Annotated in this window: 14 protein-coding genes and 2 riboswitches; of the genes, 6 read left to right on the top strand and 8 right to left on the bottom strand. The window is 63.7% G+C overall.

Features of this window, described 5'->3' with window-relative positions; all coding sequences use genetic code 11:
- Positions 1-56 precede the first annotated feature (56 nt).
- The 5 genes from G4923_RS11495 to G4923_RS11475 form a co-directional block, all read right to left on the bottom strand.
- Positions 57-2,735, bottom strand: a complete 2,679-nt coding sequence (locus G4923_RS11495) for a PKD domain-containing protein (RefSeq protein WP_163137120.1) — start codon at positions 2,733-2,735, stop codon at positions 57-59.
- 362 nt (positions 2,736-3,097) lie between these two features.
- Positions 3,098-3,183, bottom strand: a riboswitch (cyclic di-GMP riboswitch).
- A gap of 327 nt (positions 3,184-3,510) precedes the next feature.
- The gene (locus G4923_RS11490) at positions 3,511-6,108 is read right to left on the bottom strand and encodes a glycosyl hydrolase family 18 protein (protein ID WP_163137119.1); all 2,598 of its coding nucleotides are present in this window, start codon (positions 6,106-6,108) and stop codon (positions 3,511-3,513) included.
- Between the two features lie 111 nt (positions 6,109-6,219).
- Positions 6,220-6,306, bottom strand: a riboswitch (cyclic di-GMP riboswitch).
- Positions 6,307-6,506: 200 nt separating this feature from the next.
- On the bottom strand, positions 6,507-9,980 hold the full coding sequence (locus G4923_RS11485) for a hybrid sensor histidine kinase/response regulator (RefSeq protein ID WP_163137118.1): 3,474 nt from the start codon (positions 9,978-9,980) through the stop codon (positions 6,507-6,509).
- A gap of 82 nt (positions 9,981-10,062) precedes the next feature.
- A complete protein-coding gene (locus G4923_RS11480) occupies positions 10,063-11,205 on the bottom strand; it encodes a 3-phenylpropionate MFS transporter (protein ID WP_163137117.1) in 1,143 nt (380 codons plus the stop codon).
- 265 nt (positions 11,206-11,470) lie between these two features.
- Complete coding sequence (locus tag G4923_RS11475; protein ID WP_163137116.1) at positions 11,471-13,564, bottom strand: TonB-dependent hemoglobin/transferrin/lactoferrin family receptor; 2,094 nt, start codon at positions 13,562-13,564, stop codon at positions 11,471-11,473.
- A gap of 188 nt (positions 13,565-13,752) precedes the next feature.
- On the opposite strand from G4923_RS11475, the gene G4923_RS11470 reads away from it, so the two are divergent.
- The 3 genes from G4923_RS11470 to G4923_RS11460 are packed head-to-tail and all read left to right on the top strand — an operon-like array spanning position 13,753 to position 15,754.
- Entirely contained in the window at positions 13,753-14,730 is a 978-nt protein-coding gene (locus G4923_RS11470; protein WP_163137115.1) for a ChaN family lipoprotein, read from the top strand.
- Positions 14,731-14,755: 25 nt separating this feature from the next.
- Complete coding sequence (locus G4923_RS11465) at positions 14,756-15,310, top strand: cysteine hydrolase family protein (protein ID WP_163137114.1); 555 nt, start codon at positions 14,756-14,758, stop codon at positions 15,308-15,310.
- A gap of 39 nt (positions 15,311-15,349) precedes the next feature.
- Positions 15,350-15,754, top strand: coding sequence for a hypothetical protein (locus G4923_RS11460; RefSeq protein ID WP_163137113.1), 405 nt, complete (start codon positions 15,350-15,352; stop codon positions 15,752-15,754).
- Positions 15,755-15,826: 72 nt separating this feature from the next.
- Here G4923_RS11460 and hutZ read toward each other — a convergent pair whose 3' ends face one another.
- Together hutZ and hutX are read right to left on the bottom strand one after the other, a co-directional pair.
- Positions 15,827-16,384 (bottom strand): heme utilization protein HutZ, encoded by a 558-nt coding sequence (gene hutZ / locus G4923_RS11455; RefSeq protein WP_163137112.1) that lies wholly within the window; start codon positions 16,382-16,384, stop codon positions 15,827-15,829.
- On the bottom strand, positions 16,381-16,893 hold the full coding sequence (hutX, locus tag G4923_RS11450) for a heme utilization cystosolic carrier protein HutX (RefSeq protein WP_005329147.1): 513 nt from the start codon (positions 16,891-16,893) through the stop codon (positions 16,381-16,383). Before hutX ends, hutZ begins: the two co-directional genes overlap by 4 nt.
- Positions 16,894-17,061: 168 nt before the next feature.
- Between hutX and G4923_RS11445 the strand changes: the two genes are divergently transcribed.
- The 3 genes from G4923_RS11445 to G4923_RS11435 are packed head-to-tail and all read left to right on the top strand — an operon-like array spanning position 17,062 to position 19,751.
- Positions 17,062-17,901, top strand: coding sequence for a heme/hemin ABC transporter substrate-binding protein (locus tag G4923_RS11445; protein WP_163137111.1), 840 nt, complete (start codon positions 17,062-17,064; stop codon positions 17,899-17,901).
- Positions 17,898-18,929 (top strand): FecCD family ABC transporter permease, encoded by a 1,032-nt coding sequence (locus G4923_RS11440; RefSeq protein ID WP_162627414.1) that lies wholly within the window; start codon positions 17,898-17,900, stop codon positions 18,927-18,929. Before G4923_RS11445 ends, G4923_RS11440 begins: the two co-directional genes overlap by 4 nt.
- 15 nt (positions 18,930-18,944) lie before the next feature.
- Complete coding sequence (locus G4923_RS11435; protein WP_163137110.1) at positions 18,945-19,751, top strand: heme ABC transporter ATP-binding protein; 807 nt, start codon at positions 18,945-18,947, stop codon at positions 19,749-19,751.
- Positions 19,752-20,035: 284 nt separating this feature from the next.
- Here the strand turns inward: G4923_RS11435 and G4923_RS11430 are convergent, their stop codons facing one another.
- Positions 20,036-20,644, bottom strand: a complete 609-nt coding sequence (locus tag G4923_RS11430) for a YitT family protein (protein WP_163137109.1) — start codon at positions 20,642-20,644, stop codon at positions 20,036-20,038.
- Between the last annotated feature and the right edge of the window lie 130 nt (positions 20,645-20,774).

Genomic DNA, 20,774 nt, shown 5'->3' with positions numbered 1-20,774 from the left:
AGACTGACACCGGCGTGGATAAAGGAGTGGGGCCCAGGCCCCACTCCCGCAGACAATCAGTGACAGGTGGCAACCCCCTGATCGGCCCAGACGTCGGCGGTACCGGGCTCGTTACCCTTGGTCCAGTAGCGGGCCTGCCACTTGCGACCCTTGTGGTTGGCAAGCTCACCGGCGCTATAGGCCACAGCGGCATGCCAGCCAAGCTGCACCTGGCTCACCAGCTTCCACTGATCGGCGCTCTGGCTTGGCTCGTTGCCCCGGGTCCAGTACTTGGCCTGCCACACCAGTTGCTTGTGGCTCACCTTGTCATTGGTGTTGTAGACGGTGCCGGCGCTCCAGGCTGGCCAGTAGGCCGCATCCGGATCGCTTGTCTCGCAGCCGCCACCCGAGCTGGGCGGCCTGACGGTCAGACGGGTGCCGGCGCTGGCGTCCAGCGCCCCGTCGGTCACCATCAAGGTCAAGTCATAGAGGGTGTCGCTGGCGACGTTCGGGCCTGTCACCACCAGGGTCTTGCTGTTCTGGCCGCTGGCACTGAGACCGGCCGGAACAGTCCATTGGTAGCTGAGTGCATCCCCATCGGGATCTGTGGCGCTGGCGGTGATGCTCACCTGTTTGCCCGCCTGTACCGAGGCGGGAGCCAGTGCCGCCAGCACGGGTGGCTGGTTGGGCGGTGGTGCCTGGTGGGTCACCACCATGCTGTCCACACCTGCCAGCCCCTGCTCATCGGTGACGGTCAGCTCGAACGCCAGCTGGGTATCCTGAGCGACTGTGCCCAGACTCAGCCTGGCTCGTGTCTGATCCGCATCCCTCAGGGAGGCCTGCGGACCGCCGACCTGGCGCCATTGATAACGCAGGGCACCGTTCTCCGGATCCCGGGAAGCGGAGCCGTCGAGCACCAGCTCGGCTGGTCCCCTGGCACTGAGATCACTGCCCGCATTGACCAGGGGGGGCTGATTGACGGCGGGTGGCGGCAGCTCTGGCTCGCCGCTCACCTCGCTCACACCGGCATCACCGGCCGCGATTCTGGCCTCTATGGTGTGGTGCATGGTGCGCCACTGGTCAGCGAAGAAAACCCCCTCGAACCGTCCCGCCGTCATCAGGTTGCTGGCCCGGTAAGGCTCCTCATCCCCTGTGTGCCACAGCCCCAGATTGTGACCCAGCTCATGGGTCAAGGTCAGCGACTGCCCATGGACGGTGAGGTTGCCGGGACAGGCGTATCGATAACCGACGCGCGGCGCACCGTCGGTGACCCCCATACCGATGGAGGAAGCACTCCCCATGTAACTGCACGCCTTGGCGTCATTCTTGTAGCCGCGCACTACATAGAGGTTGGAGAAGACCTGATCCGCATTCGGGATCCAGCCCTCATTCAACGGAGCCTCCATCTCCGAGCGATCGGGTTCGTTAGCCTGACCATTGCCATTCTTGTCCCATTCGTGCACCAGCACGCCGTGATCCACCCAGTTGACCCGAATGTTGTAGGGGGCCAGGCGGCGGCTCATGTCCGCCATTATGATGGCACCGTCGTCCCACAGGTGGCTCTTGCGCTCACCAGGGAAGGCGATGTAGCTATAGGAGAGGCTGATCGCCTTGGGGGAGGTGATAAACAGCCGCACCTGCTCCACCAGCCGACCGTCTGCCAGGATCTCGAGCCAGGTCTCTCCTTCTGTCAGCCCCTGCAGTTGCAGCCGATCCTGGATCTCGCCCTGCACCAGTTGCAGGCTCGCCAGCGCGGGGTTGGCGATGCGATAGCTCAGCGCGACCTGCTGGTTCGGCACCTTGCCGATCAGCAGCGCCTCCGGCACGCCCTGGCTGCTGAGCAGCTTCTGCTTCATGGCTGAGTCTAAGCCCGGGTCGAAAGCCAGCTTGTTGGCTGGATCGGGCAACACCTGGGCATAGGGGTTCGCCTCATGCACCTGCCGCCCCTCAGCAGCCAGCCAGAGCTCCCCCTCCTCGTTGGCACGAAAGCCCTGTTCGCTCGGACCGGAAACATAGGTCAGACGGAACTCATAGTCTTGATCCGCCCGCACCTTGATGGGGGCGGTCGGGGTCAACACCTTGCCCGAGCCGAGCAAAACGCTGCCCTCGTAGGCGGGTTCGCCGCTCTCCTTGTCGGTGAGGCGCAGGCTGAACTGGCGGTTGTTACCGCCCCAGAGCCCCTCCTGCACCCTGAACAGGGTGATCTCCAGTTCATCCCCGCTCAGGGGGTGCTCGGTTGAGGTGATACGGATCGTTCGGCTCAGGCTCTGACCGGGACGCAGTTTCAGCAGGCCATTGCCGACAGGGGCCTCCTGCCAGAGGATGCTCAGCGGTTGAATCAGACTCGGCACGGCCACGGCGGGATCATAGACGGTGACAGGCAACGAGAAGGTCGTGGTGCGAAAACCCCACCCCATATAGCCCACCCTTTTGGGTAAACCATTATCGCTAACCTCGAACTTCGCCAGATAGCTGCCGACCTGCTGGGTGTTCACGCTGCCTACCTGTTTGATACGGCCGCTGAGATCCCCGTCGTTCTCGTCCCAGGCCGTCATCTGGGGGGCGAAGGTCGCTCCGAGCGGCAGTTGCAGGGCGAAGTTGTTGACCCAGGCCTGCTGGTTGTAGAGGCGTGGCGGCGTCTGATCCTTGCGCCACTCCCCGGTGACGGTGTTGTACTCTGCCATGGCACCGGTACCCACGGCCAGCAGGGCGAGCACGCCCCCCTGCACCGCCAGATATCCCTTGTTCTTCTTCATCTGCATTCCGTGATTTCCCTATTATTGGCGCCTGCCAAGGTGGCAGGCGCGTCGTTGTTATTGCGTTGACATGAACACAGAGTTCAATCCCCTCCTCTGCCGCCACTGGCGGCGATCACCTTGACCGGGGGCGTGAGCGGACGGGTTGAGCCCGGTGATGGCGAACCGGGTCTCACCCCAGCCGAGGTCGGATTTGCCGGGAGAGGCGACATAAAGGAAGGAGGCGCCAACCAAGGTGGTCGACAATACAGAGGGGTGGACTTTGCATGGCGAATAATCCTTTTCGTTATTAGTCAATACGATAAGGACAAGGCAACCAGCAGATGGGCAGGGTCTTCCCTTGGCAGAAGATCGATACAACCTGTGGCGGCCCCGCTGTCCTAGATCATGGATCCTTAGACCGGAAGCTTTGCGTCCCGGCCTTTCGACCGGTTTGCCCTTATACACAAATTAATCAGTAGTGCGTCGCGATTATTCTCCATAGGCGCAGTCACTGCAAATGGCAGAGCGGGATCTTGACTGGGTGTTCTATCAAGAAATGCCCCTGAAGGCAGGGTTAAGCTCGGCGTGAGAGCGGATGTCAACCATCCAACTCACTCTCTTGAAAGCGATTTCAAGATGAAAATATTTTTTCAACTTTAGGGGGATGATTAATTTCTTAGAAAAGGCTGACGCTGATGGCCATGGCTGGCGGTTGATCCGCCCCGAGCTGAGGTCAGCCCGCCAAGCGCCACAGGAGAAAGGAATGGGGCCCAGGCCCCATTCCTTATGACCATCAGTTGCAGCTGGCAGCCCCCTGATCTACCCAGACGGCGGCCTTGCCGGGCTCATCGCCCTTGGTCCAGTACTGGGCCTTCCACTTGCGTCCGTTGTGGTTGGTGAGATCCCCGGCGTTGTAGGCCACAGCGGCATTCCAGCCGAGCTGCACCTGGCTCACCAGCTTCCACTGATCGGCGCTCTGGCTTGGCTCGTTGCCCTGGGTCCAGTACTTGGCCTGCCACACCAGTTGCTGGTGGCTCACCTTGTCATTGGTGTTGTAGACGGTGCCGGCACTCCAGGCTGGCCAGTTGGCCGCATCCGGATCGGTTGCCTCGCAGCCGCCACCTGTACTCGCTGGCTTGACGGTCAGGCGGGTGCCGGCGCTGGCGTCCAGTGCCCCGTCAGTCACCATCAGGGTCAGGTCATAGACAGTGTCGCTGGTGACGCTCGGGCCTGTGACCACCAGGGTGGCGCTGTCCTGGCCGGTGGCGGTGAGACCCGCTGGCAGGCTCCACTGATAGCTCAGGGCATCACCGTTCGGATCGGACGCCGTGGCCTTGATGGTCACCTGCTTGCCGGACTCGACGGTCGCACTGGCCGGTACGCTAACCACGGGGGGCAGGTTCGGCTGCGGCGCCTTGTTGGTCACCACCACCTGATCCTTTGCCGAGAGCCCTTGATCGTCGGTCACCGTCAGCTCGAACACCAAATTGATGTCGGTTGTGGCGGCATCCAGCACTACCCGGGCCTTGGCCTGGGTGGCATCGAGCAAGCCAGCCTGCGGACCCGAGACCTGCTTCCAGCTGTAGGTCAGCACGCCGCTTTCCGGATCGTGGGAGGCGGCGCCGTTGAGGGTCACCTCGGCCGGGCCTGTGACGCTCAAATCGCTGCCTGCATTGGCCACAGGCGGCTTGTTGACCGGCGGCAGTGTGCCCTCGCCGTGGCCCAGCCCCTCGTGCATGGCGTTGAGGATGTCGCCGTTGTCCGCATCTATCTCCCAGGCGAACAGGCCACCGAGCTGGTTCGCCAGCACGTACTGCCCCTTGGCCTTGACCGAGCGATCGTTGTCAAAGCTGATGAGATCGCCGCTGCTGGCCTTGAACACATAAGGGGCCTCGGCCGACTCGTCATAGCCCTGCTCCCAGCCTGCACCCATGCGGTTGTTGACGATGTCGCGGTAATCCACCACGCCGTTTTCCCAGGTGCCGCTGACCGGCCCGGTGGCGGTACCTGTGAAGGGATTGCCGGCCTGGTAGTTCTTCACTCCGGTCCAGCCACGGCCATACATGGCCGCTCCCACCACTATCTTGCCCGGTGTCACCCCCTGACCCAGCAGCGCCTTGACGCCCTTGTCGGTGGTGTACTTGGTAGCCGGATCCCAACTGGAGGCAAAGAGGTTGGTCTGATGGGCCAGATTCGTCAGGTCGAAGGCGCCGCTGAAGTCGTAGCTCATCAGGAAGATGTGGTCCATGTACTGCTGGGCCACCTGATAATCGACCTTGGCAATCTTGTCACCGCCGGCGCTGATGGCCGAAGTGAGCTCATACTGGCGGCCGGTCTCGGCTTCCAGCTCGTCGAGCATGGCCCGCAGCTCCTTCATCAGCACCACATAGGTGGCGCCATCGCTCGGGCCGCCCAGGCTGGGGTTGGCCCCCTGACCGCCTGGGAACTCCCAGTCGATGTCCACCCCGTCGAAGAATTTCCAGGTCTGCAGGAACTCTTTGACCGAGGCGACGAAGGTGTCGCGCTTGGTCTTGTCCCCCAGGAAGTAGAAGGGATCGGAGAGGGTCCATCCCCCGACCGACGGCAGGATCTTGAGGTCCGGATGGGCTTGCTTGAGGGCCATCAGGTTGCCGAAGTTGCCCTTGTAGGGTTCATCCCAGGCGCTGAGGTTACCCTGGGACATCTGAACAGCCGCCCAGGGATCGTGGATGGAGACCTTGAAGTCCTCACGACCGGCACAGGAGCGCTGCAGCGCCTCGAAGCTGCCAGAGATCTCTTTGAGGCTGTCGTTGATGCCGTTGCCGCCGCAGATGGGGGTGAAGCCGTAGAGGATATGGGTCAGGTTCTGGGCCGGGATCTTGTCCACGGTGAACTTGCGGCCATAGACGCCCCACTCCACGTAATAGGCCCCCACCACCTTGCCGGACTTGTTGGCGTAAGGCTTGTTGTTCTCCTTGAGGGGCGCATTGAGCGGCGCCAGGTGGCTGCCGTCGGTATCGGCGACCATCAGCTCCTTCTTGTCGGAAAGGGTGCAGCCGTCGGCGTTGCACAGGGCGACCTGCATCTGGTAGCGGCCCCCCTTGGTCACCTTGAAGTTGGCGGTACCCGCGGCGGAAGCCGGGCCTGACCATACCTCCTGGCCATCGAGCAGCACCTTGGCGGTCTGGCCGACGTCACCGGACCAGAGATTCCAGGTCACGCTGACGGGGGCACCATCCTTGTGGACTGTCACCAGCTGGTTGTAGGCAGAGGCGGCCTGATTGACTTCGACGATGGCGAACTTGGTGGGGCCCGTACCTATGGTGGGTTTGCCCGGGGCAGCGGCGAAGGCGGAGGTAGCGCAGAGTCCCCCGACCAGGAGCGCCAGCAGGGAAAGTTTTGGACTTAACATATTTGAACTTCCTTATTTCGTTATTGGAATTAACAACGAAAAAGGCAACGCAACCTGCCAGGTAACGCAGACATCATCGCCACCATGGCTTGGCCCATGGACGATACAACCTGTGGTGACCCCGCTATCCTAGGTACTTTGACCCTTAGACCGGAGGCTTTGCGTCCCGGACTTTCGTCCGGTTTGCCTTTTTGCACAACTTGATTTGCGACAAAAATAATCGCCGAATGACTATAGATGAGCCTTCGGGCACCACCACCTGGCAGAAATGACATCGATGGACGGCGATTCATACAAGTTGCCGCCATGTTGCACGAATATGGTGACATTGGTGGCGATAAACTGCTTAAAAACCAGATCCACCATCTGCATTCCACGTACTGATTCTGTGAACTGCCTCACTCTATTGGCAGCAGCAGGCTGTTCATCAATGCCCGCAGCTTGAGGGGTTTGACCGGCTTGCTGACGTAGCCAAATCCGTGCTCGCGGATCTGGTTCTGCAGCTCGCTCTTGCGATCCGCGCTGATGATGATGCCGCCTATACCGTTACCATGGGCCAGCCGGATCATGTGCAGCGCCTGCAGCCCCGTCTTGCCGTCATCCAGGTGGTAGTCGGAGAGCACCAGCCGGGGCAGGAAGCCAGCCCCTATGATCTCCTCTGCCTGCTCCAGGCTCTGGGCGCAGCGCACCTCGCAGCCCCAGCGTCCCAGCAGGGAGGCCATGGCGATGAGGATCTCCTCCTCGTTGTCGATACAGAGGATCCTGACCCCTTCCAGCTGGCTGTCCCGCACGGCGGGCGCCGCCACCGGACTCGGCATCACGGGCCGGGTCGCGAGGTTGAGGGTGATGGCAAACACGGAACCCGCCCCGGGCCAGCTGCGCAGGGAGAGCTGATGGCCAAGCACCTGGGAGATGCCGCGGGCGATGGCGAGCCCGAGGCCAAGCCCCTGCTCCCTGGCGGTGCGGGAGTGATCGAGGCGGGAGAACTCGTCAAAGATCGCCTCCTGCTTGTCCAGCGGTATGCCGGGGCCATTGTCCCACACCTCGATACGCACCTTGTCCCCCAGTCGGCGGCAGCCGAGCAGCACCCGCCCGCCCGGGTTGTAGCGAAACGCATTGGTGAGGAAGTTCTGCAACACCCGGCGCAGCAGGCGCACGTCGCTGTAGACGGCGAGGCGGTTCTCCACCACGGAGAACTGGATCTCCCCCGCCTGGGCCAGCACCCCGAACTCCGCCTTAAGGTTGCCCAGCACGTCGCTCAGGGCGAAGTCGAGCTTCCTGGCCTTGAACTTGCCCGCCTCGAGCCGCGAGATGTCCAGCAGATCCGTGATGAGATCCTCGGTCGCCCCCAGGGCATCGTCGATGTGGCGGGCGATGCGGACCTGCTCCGCCGCCTGCTCTCCCCCCTGCGGCAGCATCTCCAGCAGGGACGAGGTAAACAGCTTGGCCGCGTTGAGCGGCTGGGTCAGATCGTGGCTCACCGCCGCCAGGAAGCGGCTCTTGGAGTGGTTAGCCCGCTCCACCTGCTGGTTGACCAGCAGCAGCTGGCGGTTGAGCTCGGAGAGTTCGTGGGTACGCTCGGCCACCCGCGCCTCCAGGTGCTCGTTCGCTTCGCGCAGCACCCGCTCCGCCGCCCGGAAGGGGGTGATGTCGGTGAAGGTCATCACGAAGCCCCCCGCCGGCATGGGATTGCCCTGCATCTCGATCACCCGGCCGTCCGGTCGCTCCCGCGCCGAGACATGGGGGCTGCCCCGCTTCATGAAGGCGACCCGGCGCGCCACCTGGGCCTCTATGTCTCCCGGACCGCAGAGCCCCTGCTCGGCGTTGTAGCGGATGATCTCCTCGATGGAGCGCCCCACCTGGATAAGCCCGTGCGGATAATGGAACAGCTCTATGTAGCGCCGGTTCCAGGCCACCAGCTTGAGCTCCCTGTCCACCACCGAGATCCCCTGCCCCATGTGCTCTATGGCTCCCTGCAGCAGGCCGCGGTTGAAGCGGAACACGTCCGAGGCCTCGTCCACTATGGTGGCTATCTCCTCCAGCTGCATGTTGCGCCCCTGCAGGGCAGAGGCCAGCACCAGCCGGGCGGACGAGGTGCCAAACACCCCGGCCAGCAACCGCTCGGTATGGGCAATCAGATCGGCCGACGCCTGCATCTGGGGCGCCAGGGTGCCGCCGTGCTCGCCGGCGAAGCGACCGAAGGCGCGCTTGACCCGGCTCGAGCCGACGAAGCGGGCCGCCAGCATCTCCAGCTCCTTGACCGAGACCCGCGCCTGGTAGAGCGCCGTGGTGTCCCGGCTCGGCTTGCCGACGAAGTTGGCGGCCTGCAGCCGCTCGCTCACCGCCGCCCGTGACAGCAAGGAGCCCGCCACGTAGCCGAGCAGGTTGAGCAACAGGCTCAGGAAGATGCACCAGGCCCCCAGGCTCAGCTCGCGAAAGGCGGGCCAGTCGGGGGGCGCCAGCAGCGCCTCCAGGGGTGAGCCCGCCAGCAGGCCGCTTTCGGCCAGCAGGGTGAGGAACCAGAGGCTGACCCCCAGCGCCAGCCCGAGGTAGACCCCCTTGCGATTGCCGTGCCGCCAGTAGAGGCCGAGCAGCAGGGCCGGTGCGAACTGGGCCACGGCGCCGAACGACAGGTAGCCGATGCGCGACAGGCTGGTGAGATCCCCGAGCCAGAGATAGAGCACCCAGGCCGCCAGCAGGATCAGCAAAATGGCGCCCCGGCGCACCTGCAGCAGCAGCCGCATCAGGCGCTCGTCCCGCCCCTGCTGCCAGAAGCGGCGCAGCAGCACCGGCAGCACCAGATCGTTGCTGACCATGATGGCCAGGGCTATGGTGCAGACGATCACCATGCCGGTGGCCGCCGAGGTGCCGCCGAGAAACGCCAGCATCGCCATGCCGTCGAAGCCGAGCGACATGGGCAGGCTGATGACATAGGTATCCGAGGCCATGTCGGCCCCCACCCACTGCTTGCCCGCCAGCGCCAGCGGCCAGATGAAGAGCCCCATCAGGAACAGGTAGAGCGGGAACAGCCAGCGCGCCCAGTGCAGATCCTGGCCCTGATTGTTCTCCACCACAGTCACGTGGAACTGGCGCGGCAGGCAGATGACGGCGCACATGGCCACCAGGGTATAGATGGCGAGCTCCAGCAGGCTGCCTGGCGACACCGCCACCACCGCATCGAGAAAGTCGGTGGCCACCAGGGTGCGAGCCTCGCTCGGCCTGGCGATGATGAGCCAGAGCGCGAAGCCCCCCACCGCCATGAAGGCGAGCAGCTTGACCACGGATTCGAAGGCGATGGCCACCACCATGCCGCGATGGTGCTCGGTGGCATCCAGGTTGCGGGTGCCGAACAGTATGCTGAACAACGCCAGCAACAGGGCGACGCCGAGAGCCAGCTCGGCCGTGTTGCCCGTGGGCCCCGCCGGCACCGAGTTGGCCATCAGCAGATCCAGCCCTGTGACTATGGCCTTGAGCTGCAGCACCAGGTAGGGAAGTATCCCCATGACGGCGATCAGGCTGATCACCATGGCCAGGCGCTGGGACTTGCCATAGCGGGCGGCGATGAAGTCGGCGATGGAGGTGATGTGCTCGCGCTTGGCCACCAGGATGAGGCGGGCCAGCAGGCGCCAGCCAAACAGGAACACCAGCATGGGGCCAAGATAAATGGGCACCGGCGACCAGGGGGATTCGCTGGCCTGGCCCACTGTGCCGAAGAAGGTCCAGGAGGTGCAATAGACGGCGAGCGACAGGCTGTAGAGCAGGGGCTGGCCCTTGAGCCGGCGGCGCTTGCTCTTGTCCGCCACGTAGGCGATGAGGAACAGCAAGCCCAGATAGGCGAGCGACAACCCGATCAGCAGCCATCCTTGGTGCATCTACATTCTTCCCTTGTTCAGATGTGTTGAGCGCCACGCCGGCTCAGCGTGCCGACGGGCAACCGTCATTAAGTGTGCCCGCTCAGGCGGCGGCGCCCTCATGCTCCCCGCGCAACCGCAGGACGAAGACCGGCAGCACCACCAGCACCATGATGAAGAAGATGCCCCCACCGAGCGGCTCGAACAGCACACCGCAGATCGCCATCAGGGCCGCCACCGTCATGCCGAGGCCGAGCGCCGCATAGAGCGCCTGGGTGGGGATCTGCTGCTCGGCGGGCAGTTGCCGGGTCATAAAGCGCACGGCGCCGAGGTGGCTGATGCAGAAGGTGACCCCGTGCAGCAGCTGACCCAGCACCAGCACCGCCAGCTCGGTGGAGGCGCCGAGCAACACCCAGCGCACCACGCAGCCGACGGCCCCCACCAGAAACAGGGTCTGGGCCCCGAAGCGGTGGAAGAAGCGCTTGTCCGCGGCAAACACGGCGATCTCCGCCACCACCCCCAGGGCCCACAGGTAGCCGATCAGGGTGCCGCTGTAGCCTGCTCCCTTCCAGTACATGGCGCTGAAGCCGTAGTAGGCGGCATGACTGCCCTGCAACAGGGCGGTGATGAGCAGGAAGCGGCGCACCGGCGCCGACTTGAGGGTGACGAGCAGGGAGGCCCGGGCCCGCTCCCCCTTGAGCTCCTGGGGCAGCGGCCGCAGCGGCAGCACGCTCAGCGCCAGCATGGCCAGCAGTCCCGCCACCATGGTGTGCAGCACCCAGTCGCTGCCGAAGTTGCTCACCAGGGCGCCGACCAGGGTGGAGGCGACGATAAAGGCGAAGGAGCCGCACAGCCTCACCTTGCCATAGTCGAGGTGCGTCTGCACCACCATGCGGGTGGCAAGCGCCTCCCCCATGGGCATCAGGGTCGGGTAGATGAAGTTCGCCACCAGGGTCAGCAGCACCAGCCACCAGAGACTGTGGCTGAGGTAGAAGCCCAGAAACGCCAGCAGGCTCAGCAGGCAGAGCAGCCGGGTGACGGGCAGCAACTGACCGGCCCCCTTGACCCGTCCCATCACCATCAGGTTGCCGGCAAAGCGGATGGCCATGCCGACTCCCAGCAGCAGGCCTATCTGCTCGGCGCTCACCCCTTTGCCCTCGAGCCACAGGGACCAGAACGGCAGATAGGCGCCGTAGACGAAGTAGAAGGCGCCAAAGAACAGGGCTAACCAGGAGAAGGCGGGCATAGGGGCTCGGCAGCGGGACAAGGGGCACAAATGATAACCGATTTTGGCGCAGGGATCCCCAGGGGCAAGAGGGGATAAAAACGATAAATATCAATAAAGTTGAACCTTTGTCACATCCCCCTGTCTATTGGTTAACACCGCTTCCTGATGAGTGTTGCAATCCTTACACCCGCCCCTGGCGGGTTTCTTTTGGGGGCCGGTTTATACCGCCAGAAACAGAGAAGGGGCCCTGGGGCCCCTTCATCATCATCGTCATTGGCAAATATCAGAACACGTACTTGACCCTTGCGCTCAGGTTGCGGCCCGGCTCGGTCTGGTTGCTGGTGTCCGTGGTGGCGGAGAGACCCGTGATGCTCTCGTAGCTGACGTACTCCTTGTCAAACAGGTTGAACACGCCGACGTTGAGCTGCAGATCCTGCATCGGCTTGAACTGGGCGTAGATATCCACCACGCCCCAGCCGGCGCTCTTGATGTTGTCGTTGCCTCTGGCGTCCTTGCCCACCTTGTCCATGTCGTCGGCAAAGCGCAGTGCTGTGTTAATGTTCCAGTTCGGCTGTTCCAGACGCACACCCAGGCTGCCGTTGAACGGGCTCAGGCTGTTGATGTAGTTGCCGTCGCCATCCTTGCCCTCTATGTAGGCCAGGTTGCCCCAGACGTTCACCAGCTCGTTCAGCCAGTAGTCCGCCTTGACCTCAGCCCCTTTGGTGGTCGCCTTGTCCAGGTTCTGGTACTGATAGATGGCGGTGCGCCCTTCGGTCCCCACGGCCGTCAGCTCGATGAAGTCATCAAACTGGTTGTAGAAGGTCGCCACTTCATAGCTGAAACCGCCACTGCTGCCGCGCACCCCCAGATCGATGCCGTCGCTGCTCTCGGGCTTGAGGTTAGGGTTCGGCTCGATGCGATAGCCGTAGGCCTGATGGTTCAGGGTGGAGAAGGCATTGTCATACATGGGCGCCTTGAAGCCGTGGCTGTACTGGGCGAACAGGTTGGCCGCCTCGTGTGCCTTGAACACCAGCCCCAGCTTGGGCGAGAACTCCCCTTCGGAGATCTTCTGCATGTTCTCGCCGGTGTAGGCGGGATCCTGGTCCGGGGTCATCTTGTAGTAGTCGTAACGGGCGCCCGGGGTCAGCACCCAGCGCTCGCCAAACTTGATCTCGTCAAAGGCCCAGAGCGCGCTGCGCTCGCTGGTGGTGGAGGGGAAGCTCAGCTCGCTGTAACCGACGAAGTCACCCGGAGTGGTCGGCCCCTTGAAGCGGGTACGCTCGTTGTCGGTGTGCTCATACTCGACACCCCAGGCCAGACGCTGGTTGGCGAGCGCCTTGCTGAACTTCACCTGGGCTCCCAGGCTCTCCTGCTCGAAGCCGTTGTGATCCAGGGAGTTCTTGGTCACATAGGGGTTGCCCGGATTGACCGGATACTTGGAGGAGGCGTACTGATCCAGGGTCTGCTTGGTACGGGTGTAGTAAATCTTGCTGTCCACCCGATCCGCCCAGGGGGCGTTCAGGGCGAGGCCGTGATCCAGCACCAGGGAGAGGTTGTCGGTCTCCTTGTCGGTGATCGGCTGCTTGAAGATGGAGCCCACCTTGGTCAGGTCGACGGCATCCGGATCCTGCCCTTCGGTGAAGTAGTCGACGGTCAGCTTCAGGAACTGATCATCGCTGACATTCCACTTGCTCTTGAACAGCACGGCCTGGCTGAGAATGTCGAACTCGTCCTTGTCACCGTCATAGTTCTGGGTCACACCGCCATCACGCCAGGTGTAGCGCAGCAGATTCTCGAACTCGCCGGTGCGCAGGGCACCGGTGAAGCCGGCCATCTTCTGGTGGCTGCTGGAGGCATAGCCAGTGGTGGCATCCAGATAGCTGTCCCTGCCCTTGAGGAAGTCGCCGGCATCCTTGGTGGTGATGGCGATGACGCCACCCAGCGCATCCGAGCCGTAAGCGGCGGAGGCCGGCCCCTTGGCCACCTCGACCTGCTTGATCATGTCGGTATCGAAATAGGTCTGGCCCACACCGCCGTTCTTGTAGGCATCGTTCTGGCGCACTCCATCCTGCACTACCTTGACCCGGTTCTCGCTCATGCCACGGATGGTGAAGGTCTGGGCATCCCCCGCCCCGCCCTGCACGCTCACACCCGGCTCGTAGCGGAACAAGTCGGCGACGTTGCTGACGACCTGCTCTTCGATCTGTTCGGCGGTGATGACGGCGATGGGACCTGAGACATCTTCCAGCTTCTGCTCCATCCTGGAGCCGCTGACGACCATGACTTCATCGGCTTTCTTGTCTGCGGCAAAGGCCGGGGAAACGAGGCCGGCCGCCACGGCGAGGGCAATTAGTGAGGGGGTGTTGTTGTGCGCCACTGCAAAGTCCTTATTGAGAATTATTATCAACCGTGGGCATATTACTCAGCTCGCGATAAAGATCAATAATAAAGTGAATCATTCTCATTTCACTTTGTCTCAGTTAGGTTTTACACTGGCCCCCTCTTTTTTCCTGCTCGCCATGCTGCCATCGTATGGCACAGCGCCTCGTCCACTGTGAGATTGCCATGACTCGACGACTGCCCCTGCTCGCCCTGCCCCTGTTGCTGGCCGCCTGCGCCACCCCGCCGCAGAGCGAGGCGCCCCGGACCCTCTATCACTACCAACTCAGCGAAGGGCAGAGCGAGCAGCCACTCAGCCTGGCGCAGGCGCTGGAGCGGGTGGCTGACGCCGACATAGTGCTGGTGGGCGAACTGCATACCCACCCGGCCGTGCACCTGTTGCAGGCGAACCTGCTGGCGGGTCTGGCCGAGACATCCCGGACCGATGGTCGGGCTCTGGTGCTCTCCATGGAGCAGTTCAGCCGCGCCGATCAAGCCGTGCTGGATGCCTATCTGGCCGGGCGCATCGGTGAGTCCACGCTGATCCGCGAGGGCCACGCCTGGCCCAACTACCCGAGCGACTATCGCCCCCTGGTGGAGTTCGCCAAGGCGCAGCGCCTGAGCGTCATCGCCGCCAACGCCCCCAAGCCGCTGGTCAGCTGTGTCGGCCAGGAGGGCCCCGAGTGGCTCGACAAGCTGCCGGCCAGCCGCCGCAGCCAGCTCGCCCGCGAGCTCACGCTCAGCGATGATCCCTACCGCCAGAAATTTATGGCCTCGATGCACCATGGGGACGCCGACGGCAACGCCCGCCGCTTCGCCGCCCAGACCAGCTGGGACGACACCATGGCCGAGAGCATGGTCGATTATCTCAAACAGCACCCCGGCCGGCGCATCATGCACATCGCCGGCAACTTCCACGTGGAGGGGGGGCTCGGGATCGCGAGCCGCATCGCCAGCCGCAACCCGGCGCTCAAGGTGGCGCTCATAGTGCCGGAGACAGGATCGCAACCGGATGACAAGGTTCCCGCCGGGCGCAGCGCCGAGATCAGGGTCAAGATCTCTCCCCTGCCGGAACGCTGGCTAAATGCCGATGAAATGAAGCAAGATATGGGGGCGCTGCATCAATCCCGCAGCCGTGACTGCAGCCAATGGCTGCAACCCTAATCTTTCAGGATACGGCGGGTAAAATATGGATGTGTTACTGATCATCGATGTGCAGCAAGGGGTCATGAAAGCGACCCATCACCAGCAACCACAAGTACTGGCCAACATCAACCGGGCCGCGGCCCATGTCAGACAGCATCATGGCCGGGTCATCTACATCCAGCATGACGACCTGCCAGGCGACGAGCTGGAGCCCGGTAGCCCGGGCTGGCAACTTCACCCGGGTCTGCAACCCGCCAAGGGGGATAGCCGGGTACGCAAGACGGCGTGCGACAGCTTCCTCGAGACCGAGTTGGCCTTCCTGTTGGCCGAGCAGGCCGTCGACAGGCTGATCCTCTGTGGCAGCAACACCGATTTTTGCGTCGATACCACGGTACGCAGTGCCGCGGCTCATGGCTTTGAGGTGCTGGTGTTGAACGATGGTCACACCACCGCCGATCGTCCCCACCTGAGCGCGGCCCAGATCATCGAGCACCACAACTGGATGTGGCAGCACCTCAGCCTGCCAGAGGGCAGAAGCGTGACCCTGCTCACCACGGATCAGCTGCTCGAGGCGGCTCAGCCTGCGCTGGCGTGCTAAGCTGCCCGCCTTGAAGTGATCACCTGATTGGAGTCTTGCGTGCGTCTATTGTCTGCCGTTGCCCTTGTGCTGTTGTTACCGGCGATCACGGCCTGCTCCGGATTACCGGGGGTGGCACCGGATGGCCCTGCGCCCCTGTTTCGCACCCATATCAACGAAGAGGGGAGCAAGCGCTTCACCTTCGAGGCCGCCCCGTTCGAGGAGCTGCCGAGCCGGTTGCAGGACGATGACAGCCAGCTCAGCCGCAACAGCAAGAGCCTGCTGGAGCGCCGCGAGGCCCTGCAGGACGAGCAGCTGACCGAGACCCTGGCAGAGCGCAAGTATTGCCACAGTGGCTACATAGTCCTCAGCCAGACCTCCTGGAAGATCCGGGGCGAGTGCAACGAGACCGCCACCCAGGCCGATCGGCTCGGCTTCCCGAATCTGGCCTCCTGGCAAGACTGAGTCAGCACGGTTCAAACCCATAAAAAAAACGGGCAGCCCAGGCTGCCCGTTTTGCATCTCGTGAGTCCAGCATCAGACCGGTGCGTCGGTCTCGCTGGTCAGCTCGGCGCCGTTGTCGACGCGCTTGTGGCCTTCCACCAGGTGTACGAAGTCCACCAGCTCGTCGCCGGAGACCCGGAACGCCTGGCCGAAGCCCTTGACGAACAGCCCCTGCTCGGGCTTGAGGCGGAACAGCACGAAGTCCTTGAGGTTGGACAACCCCTTGACGATCTCGCCGAAGCGCCCCTCCAGGGCCGCAATCGCCTGGCTCCAGCGCTCGTCATCCCGCGCCACCACCTCGGCCACCGCATCGAAGGTCAGACGCTTGCGGGCGAACAGCTCGCGGGCACCAGTCTCGTCCTCGATCAGCATCAGCGATACCTTGGGCACCTGTTGCAGGTTGCGGGCATGGCGGGCGATCTCGGAGATCAGCACATAGTAACCGTCCTCCTGCAGCACGAAGGGGGCGTAGCTGGCATTGGGGTTGCCTTCGCCATCCACGGTCGCGAGCTGCAGGGTACGGCAACCGTCACGAAACTCGCGGATCTCCGGTTGCAGACGGTTCTGCAGACGCTCCTGACGTTCACTCATGCTTTCACTTCCTCTTGATACTGGTGGCGCAGGGCCTTGAAACGCTCCACCTGGTCAGGCAGCAGCTGACGCTGCTCGTCACGCCCCAGGTAGATCTTGAAAATGCAGCGGCCGCTGTGGCCGAAGAACTGGAAGGAGTGCCCCTCCTTGCCCATGAACAGCTTGCTGACCAGGGCAATGCCGACCACGTTGTCGAGCTTGAGGTGGCCGTGCATCTCCCCGTCCCGACCCATCAGGTTATAGTAACCGCGGGCCGTCTTGCCCTTGGGGAAGGGGGCCTTCACCTCGAAGATGGAGCCGTCGGACTCCACTATTGTGGTCACCTGGCCCCAGCTGGCCAGATCCGCCAGCAGGGCCTCGGCCTGATCGCTCGGCACCAGCGTCATCAGCTCGGCGGGCAGGTGGCGCACCACCTCCCATTCGCTGACGGCCAGCTCGGTGGCAATGCTGGAAGGATGGGCGCTGGGATCTTGTTCCAGCAGCGCATGAATGCGTTGTGCAATGCTCATCGGTTCTCCCTGGATGATCTGGCGATGGTGCTCAGTCTCGCGGCGGATACTGTAATAAAGCGGCCCCCTTAACGCAATTGATAATCGCTTTCATTATCAGTGCATTTTTTTCACCGGCTTGATATTCTCGGCGGCAATCCCACTCTCATACACCCTTCGGAGGTTCGCATGGGCCGTCGTTTTGCCCTCGCACTCAGCCTGCTCGGCTGTTCAGCCCTTTCCCTGCCTGCTGTCGCGCAGGAACGTATCGTCAGCATAGGCCCGGCCACCACAGAACTCATTATGGCCCTGGGGGGCGAGCAGAGCCTGATTGCCACCGACGTCAGCAGCCCTGAACCCAAGGGGCTGCCGAGAGTCGGCTACCACCGTGCCCTGGCCGCCGAAGGGATACTGAGTCTGGCCCCGACCCGACTGGTCGGCAGCGACGAGATGGGGCCGCCACCGGCCCTGGAACAGCTGCGCCGGGCTGGCGTCGAGGTGACAGTGCTGCCGACGGCCCCCACCCTGGCCAACCTCAACGAGCGGATCGACGCCCTGGCCAGCTTGCTGGGCAATCAAGCCGCCGGCACCAGGCTGAAGGCCGAGATCGCCGTCCAGAGCGACCAGCTGGCGGCCCAGGCGAAACAGAACAAACCCCTCAAGGTCGCCTTCCTGCTGCTGCACAAGGGCCAGCCCACCAGCATAGCCGGTGGCAATACCACCGCCAGCGCCCTGGTGACCCTGGCCGGCGGCGTCAACCCGGTCGCCCGCTTGCACGACTACAAGCCCGTCTCCACCGAATCCCTGATCGAACTGCAGCCGGATCTGGTGCTGGTGAGCGGCCGTGACTGGCAACAATACCAGAGCGTCGACAGCGTGCTGGCCCAGGTGCCGGCCCTGGCCGCCACGCCGGCAGGCAAGAGCAGGGCCATCCACGCCATCGACGGTCATGCCCTGCAAGGGGGGCTCAGCCTGAGATCCTTGCAGCAGGCCAACCAGATAGCCCAGTGGATCAAGCAGGGTTCATGATGCGTCTGCCGCTGCCCTGGCTGCTCGCGCTCACCGGCTGCACGCTCGCCCTGCTGCTGGTCGGCTCCCTCGCCACCGGCCCCATGTCGCTCTCCTTGGCCGAGAGCCTGCAAGCCCTGTTTGCCGGCAAAGAGAGCGGGATAGAGGCACACAAGCTGCTGATAGTGCAGGAGATCCGCCTGCCACGTACCCTGCTGTGCATCGCCGTGGGGGGCATTCTCGGCCTCTGTGGCGCCGTGATGCAGGGGCTGTTTCGCAACCCCCTGGCTGACCCCGGCATCATAGGGGTCTCCGGCGGCGCGGCGCTCGGTGCCGCCCTGGCCATAGTGCTGCTTGCCCCCCTCGGCCAGCAGTTGCAGAGCCTGCTCGGCCTCGGTCTGCTGCCCCTGCTCGCCTTCCTCGGCGGGGCGCTCACCACCACGCTTGTGTATTTGCTGGGCACCCGTGAGGGGGGCACCTCGGTCACCGTCATGCTGCTGGCGGGCGTCGCCATCACGGCCCTGTCAGGGGCCGTGATAGGGCTGCTCACCTACCTGGCGGACGATCAGATGCTGCGCAACCTGAGCCTGTGGCAGATGGGCTCCCTGGCCGCCGGCAAGCCGGTGGATGTGGGGCTGGCGCTGGCGACCCTGGCCGCCCTGCTGTGGCTCTTCATGCGCGATGCCAACCCCCTCAACGCCCTGTTGCTGGGGGAGGGTGAGGCCCGGCATCTGGGGGTGAATGTGCAATGCCTCAAGCGGCGCCTGATCCTGCTCACCGCAGCCGGTGTCGGCGTCGCGGTGGCGGTGGCCGGCATGATCGGCTTCGTCGGTCTGGTGGTGCCCCACCTGGTGCGGCTGCTGGCCGGCCCCAATCACGTCAGGCTGCTGCCGCTCTCGGCCCTGCTCGGCGCCGCCCTGCTGCTGGGGGCCGACATGCTGGCCCGCACCCTGCTGGCGCCGGCCGAGCTGCCGGTGGGCATCATCACGGCCCTGCTGGGTGCCCCCTTCTTCATCTGGCTCTTGGTCAAGAGTCGCCGGACGCTGTAACAGGAGAACGCCATCTTGCCCGGATCCCCCTCCCCCCTGCTCACTTGCCAGAGCATCAGCCTCACCCGGGGCAATCGCCTCATCCTGGACAGCCTGGATCTCGACCTGCATGGGGGCAGCCTGACCGCCCTGCTCGGCCCGAACGGGGCGGGCAAGAGCTCGCTGCTCAAGTGCCTGACCGGCGAGCTGGCCTATGACGGCACCATCTCCCTGTTCGGTCGCAAGCGGCAAGAGTGGGCCGGCGATGCCCTGGCCCACAGAGTCGGGGTATTGCCCCAGAGCTCGTCCTTGAGCTTCCCCTTCCTGTGCGAGGAGGTGGTGGCCATGGGGCGGCTGCCCCACAGCGAGCCCGTCAGCCGCCGCGACCAGATAGTGCGGGCCGCCATGATCCATGCCGGGGTCGAGCACCTGGCCGGCCGCCTCTATCCCGGCCTCTCCGGAGGGGAGCGCCAGCGGGTGCAGTTCGCCCGGGTACTGGCCCAGATCTGGCAGGAGCCGTCACCGGGACGGCTGTCGGATCCCGAGCAGCCGCGGCTGCTGCTGCTCGACGAGCCCACCTCGGCCCTCGATCTCAAGTACCAGCATCAGCTGCTCACCATGGCCCGCGCCCTGGCCGCCCGCAACACCGCAGTGCTGGTGGTGCTGCACGACCTCAACCTGGCGGCGCGCTACGCCGATCGGCTGGTGATGCTGGAGCAGGGCAGGCTGATGGCGGACGGCTCCCCGGCAGAGGTGCTCACCCCCGAACTGATCGCCCGCCTCTACGATTATCCCGCCCAGGTGATCCACCACCCCGAGACGGGGCAACCCATGGTGGTGTGATGGCGGGCGCATCGCCCTCCCAATCCACGACTACCCCGTCCAAGACATCCACCACCCCGAGACGGGGCAGCCCATGGTGGTGTGATGGCGGGCGTATCGCCCTCCCTTTCCACGACTACCCCGTCCAAGCCATCCATCACCCCGAGACGGGACAGCCCATGGTGGTGTGAGCCGTTCAGCCATCGTCCCGACACGGAGCAACCCATGGTGGTGCAATTAGCTAATGAGAAGAAACAAACAGAGCGCCCTTGGGCGCTCTGTTTGTTTGCAAAGTGAAGGGCTACTCAGGCGATCTGGTAGCGGCCCGGCTTGTGATTGAGTGTCAATACCAGGTTACAGATGATGGCCGCCACCACGGAGAGCGCCAGCAGCCAGGGGGAGACCACGAAGAAGGAGGCGATGACGATGGCGCAATCCAGCCCCATTTGCAGCTTGCCAGCACGGATGCCGAACTTGTCCTGAATAAACAGCGCCAGGATATTGAAACCGCCCAGGCTCGCCTTGTGGCGGAACATGATGAGCAGCCCCATGCCGATCAGGGTGCCGCCGATCAGGGCCGCATAGACGGGCTCTATCTTGCCTATCTGCAGCACGGCGTTGAGGTGATCCGTCATGAAGGAGACGGTCGCCACGGCGGCGAAGGTGTTGAGGGTGAAGCGCGGCCCCATCCTGAGCCAGGCCAGGGCATAGAAGGGCAGGTTCATGGCGAAGAAGAGCAGACCGAAGCTCAGGCCAGTGACCTGCTGCAGCAGCAGCGCCAGCCCGGCAGTGCCGCCGGTGAGCAGACCGACCTGATGAAACAGGAAGATGCCGAGGGAAACGAAGCTTGCCGCGGTCAGCAGGGCGAGCACATCCTCATAGAGCGGATGAGCCGAACGGGGGGTGTTGTCCATAACCTTATGTCCAGTAGCGAAGTGAAAAGAGTGTCTGAGGCCCGGTGACGGGCGCGAGCCCCGTGAGTCGGGACTTCGTTATGGTCACAGTGTCCATTTTGAGTGACCCGGATCACAAGTACGGGATCGA

The sequence above is a fragment of the Aeromonas rivipollensis genome (assembly GCF_010974825.1).
GTDB classification, from domain to species: Bacteria; Pseudomonadota; Gammaproteobacteria; order Enterobacterales; family Aeromonadaceae; genus Aeromonas; species Aeromonas rivipollensis.
Note: the sequence above shows the minus strand (reverse complement) of the source record. Positions and strands in the feature narration are given on the sequence as shown.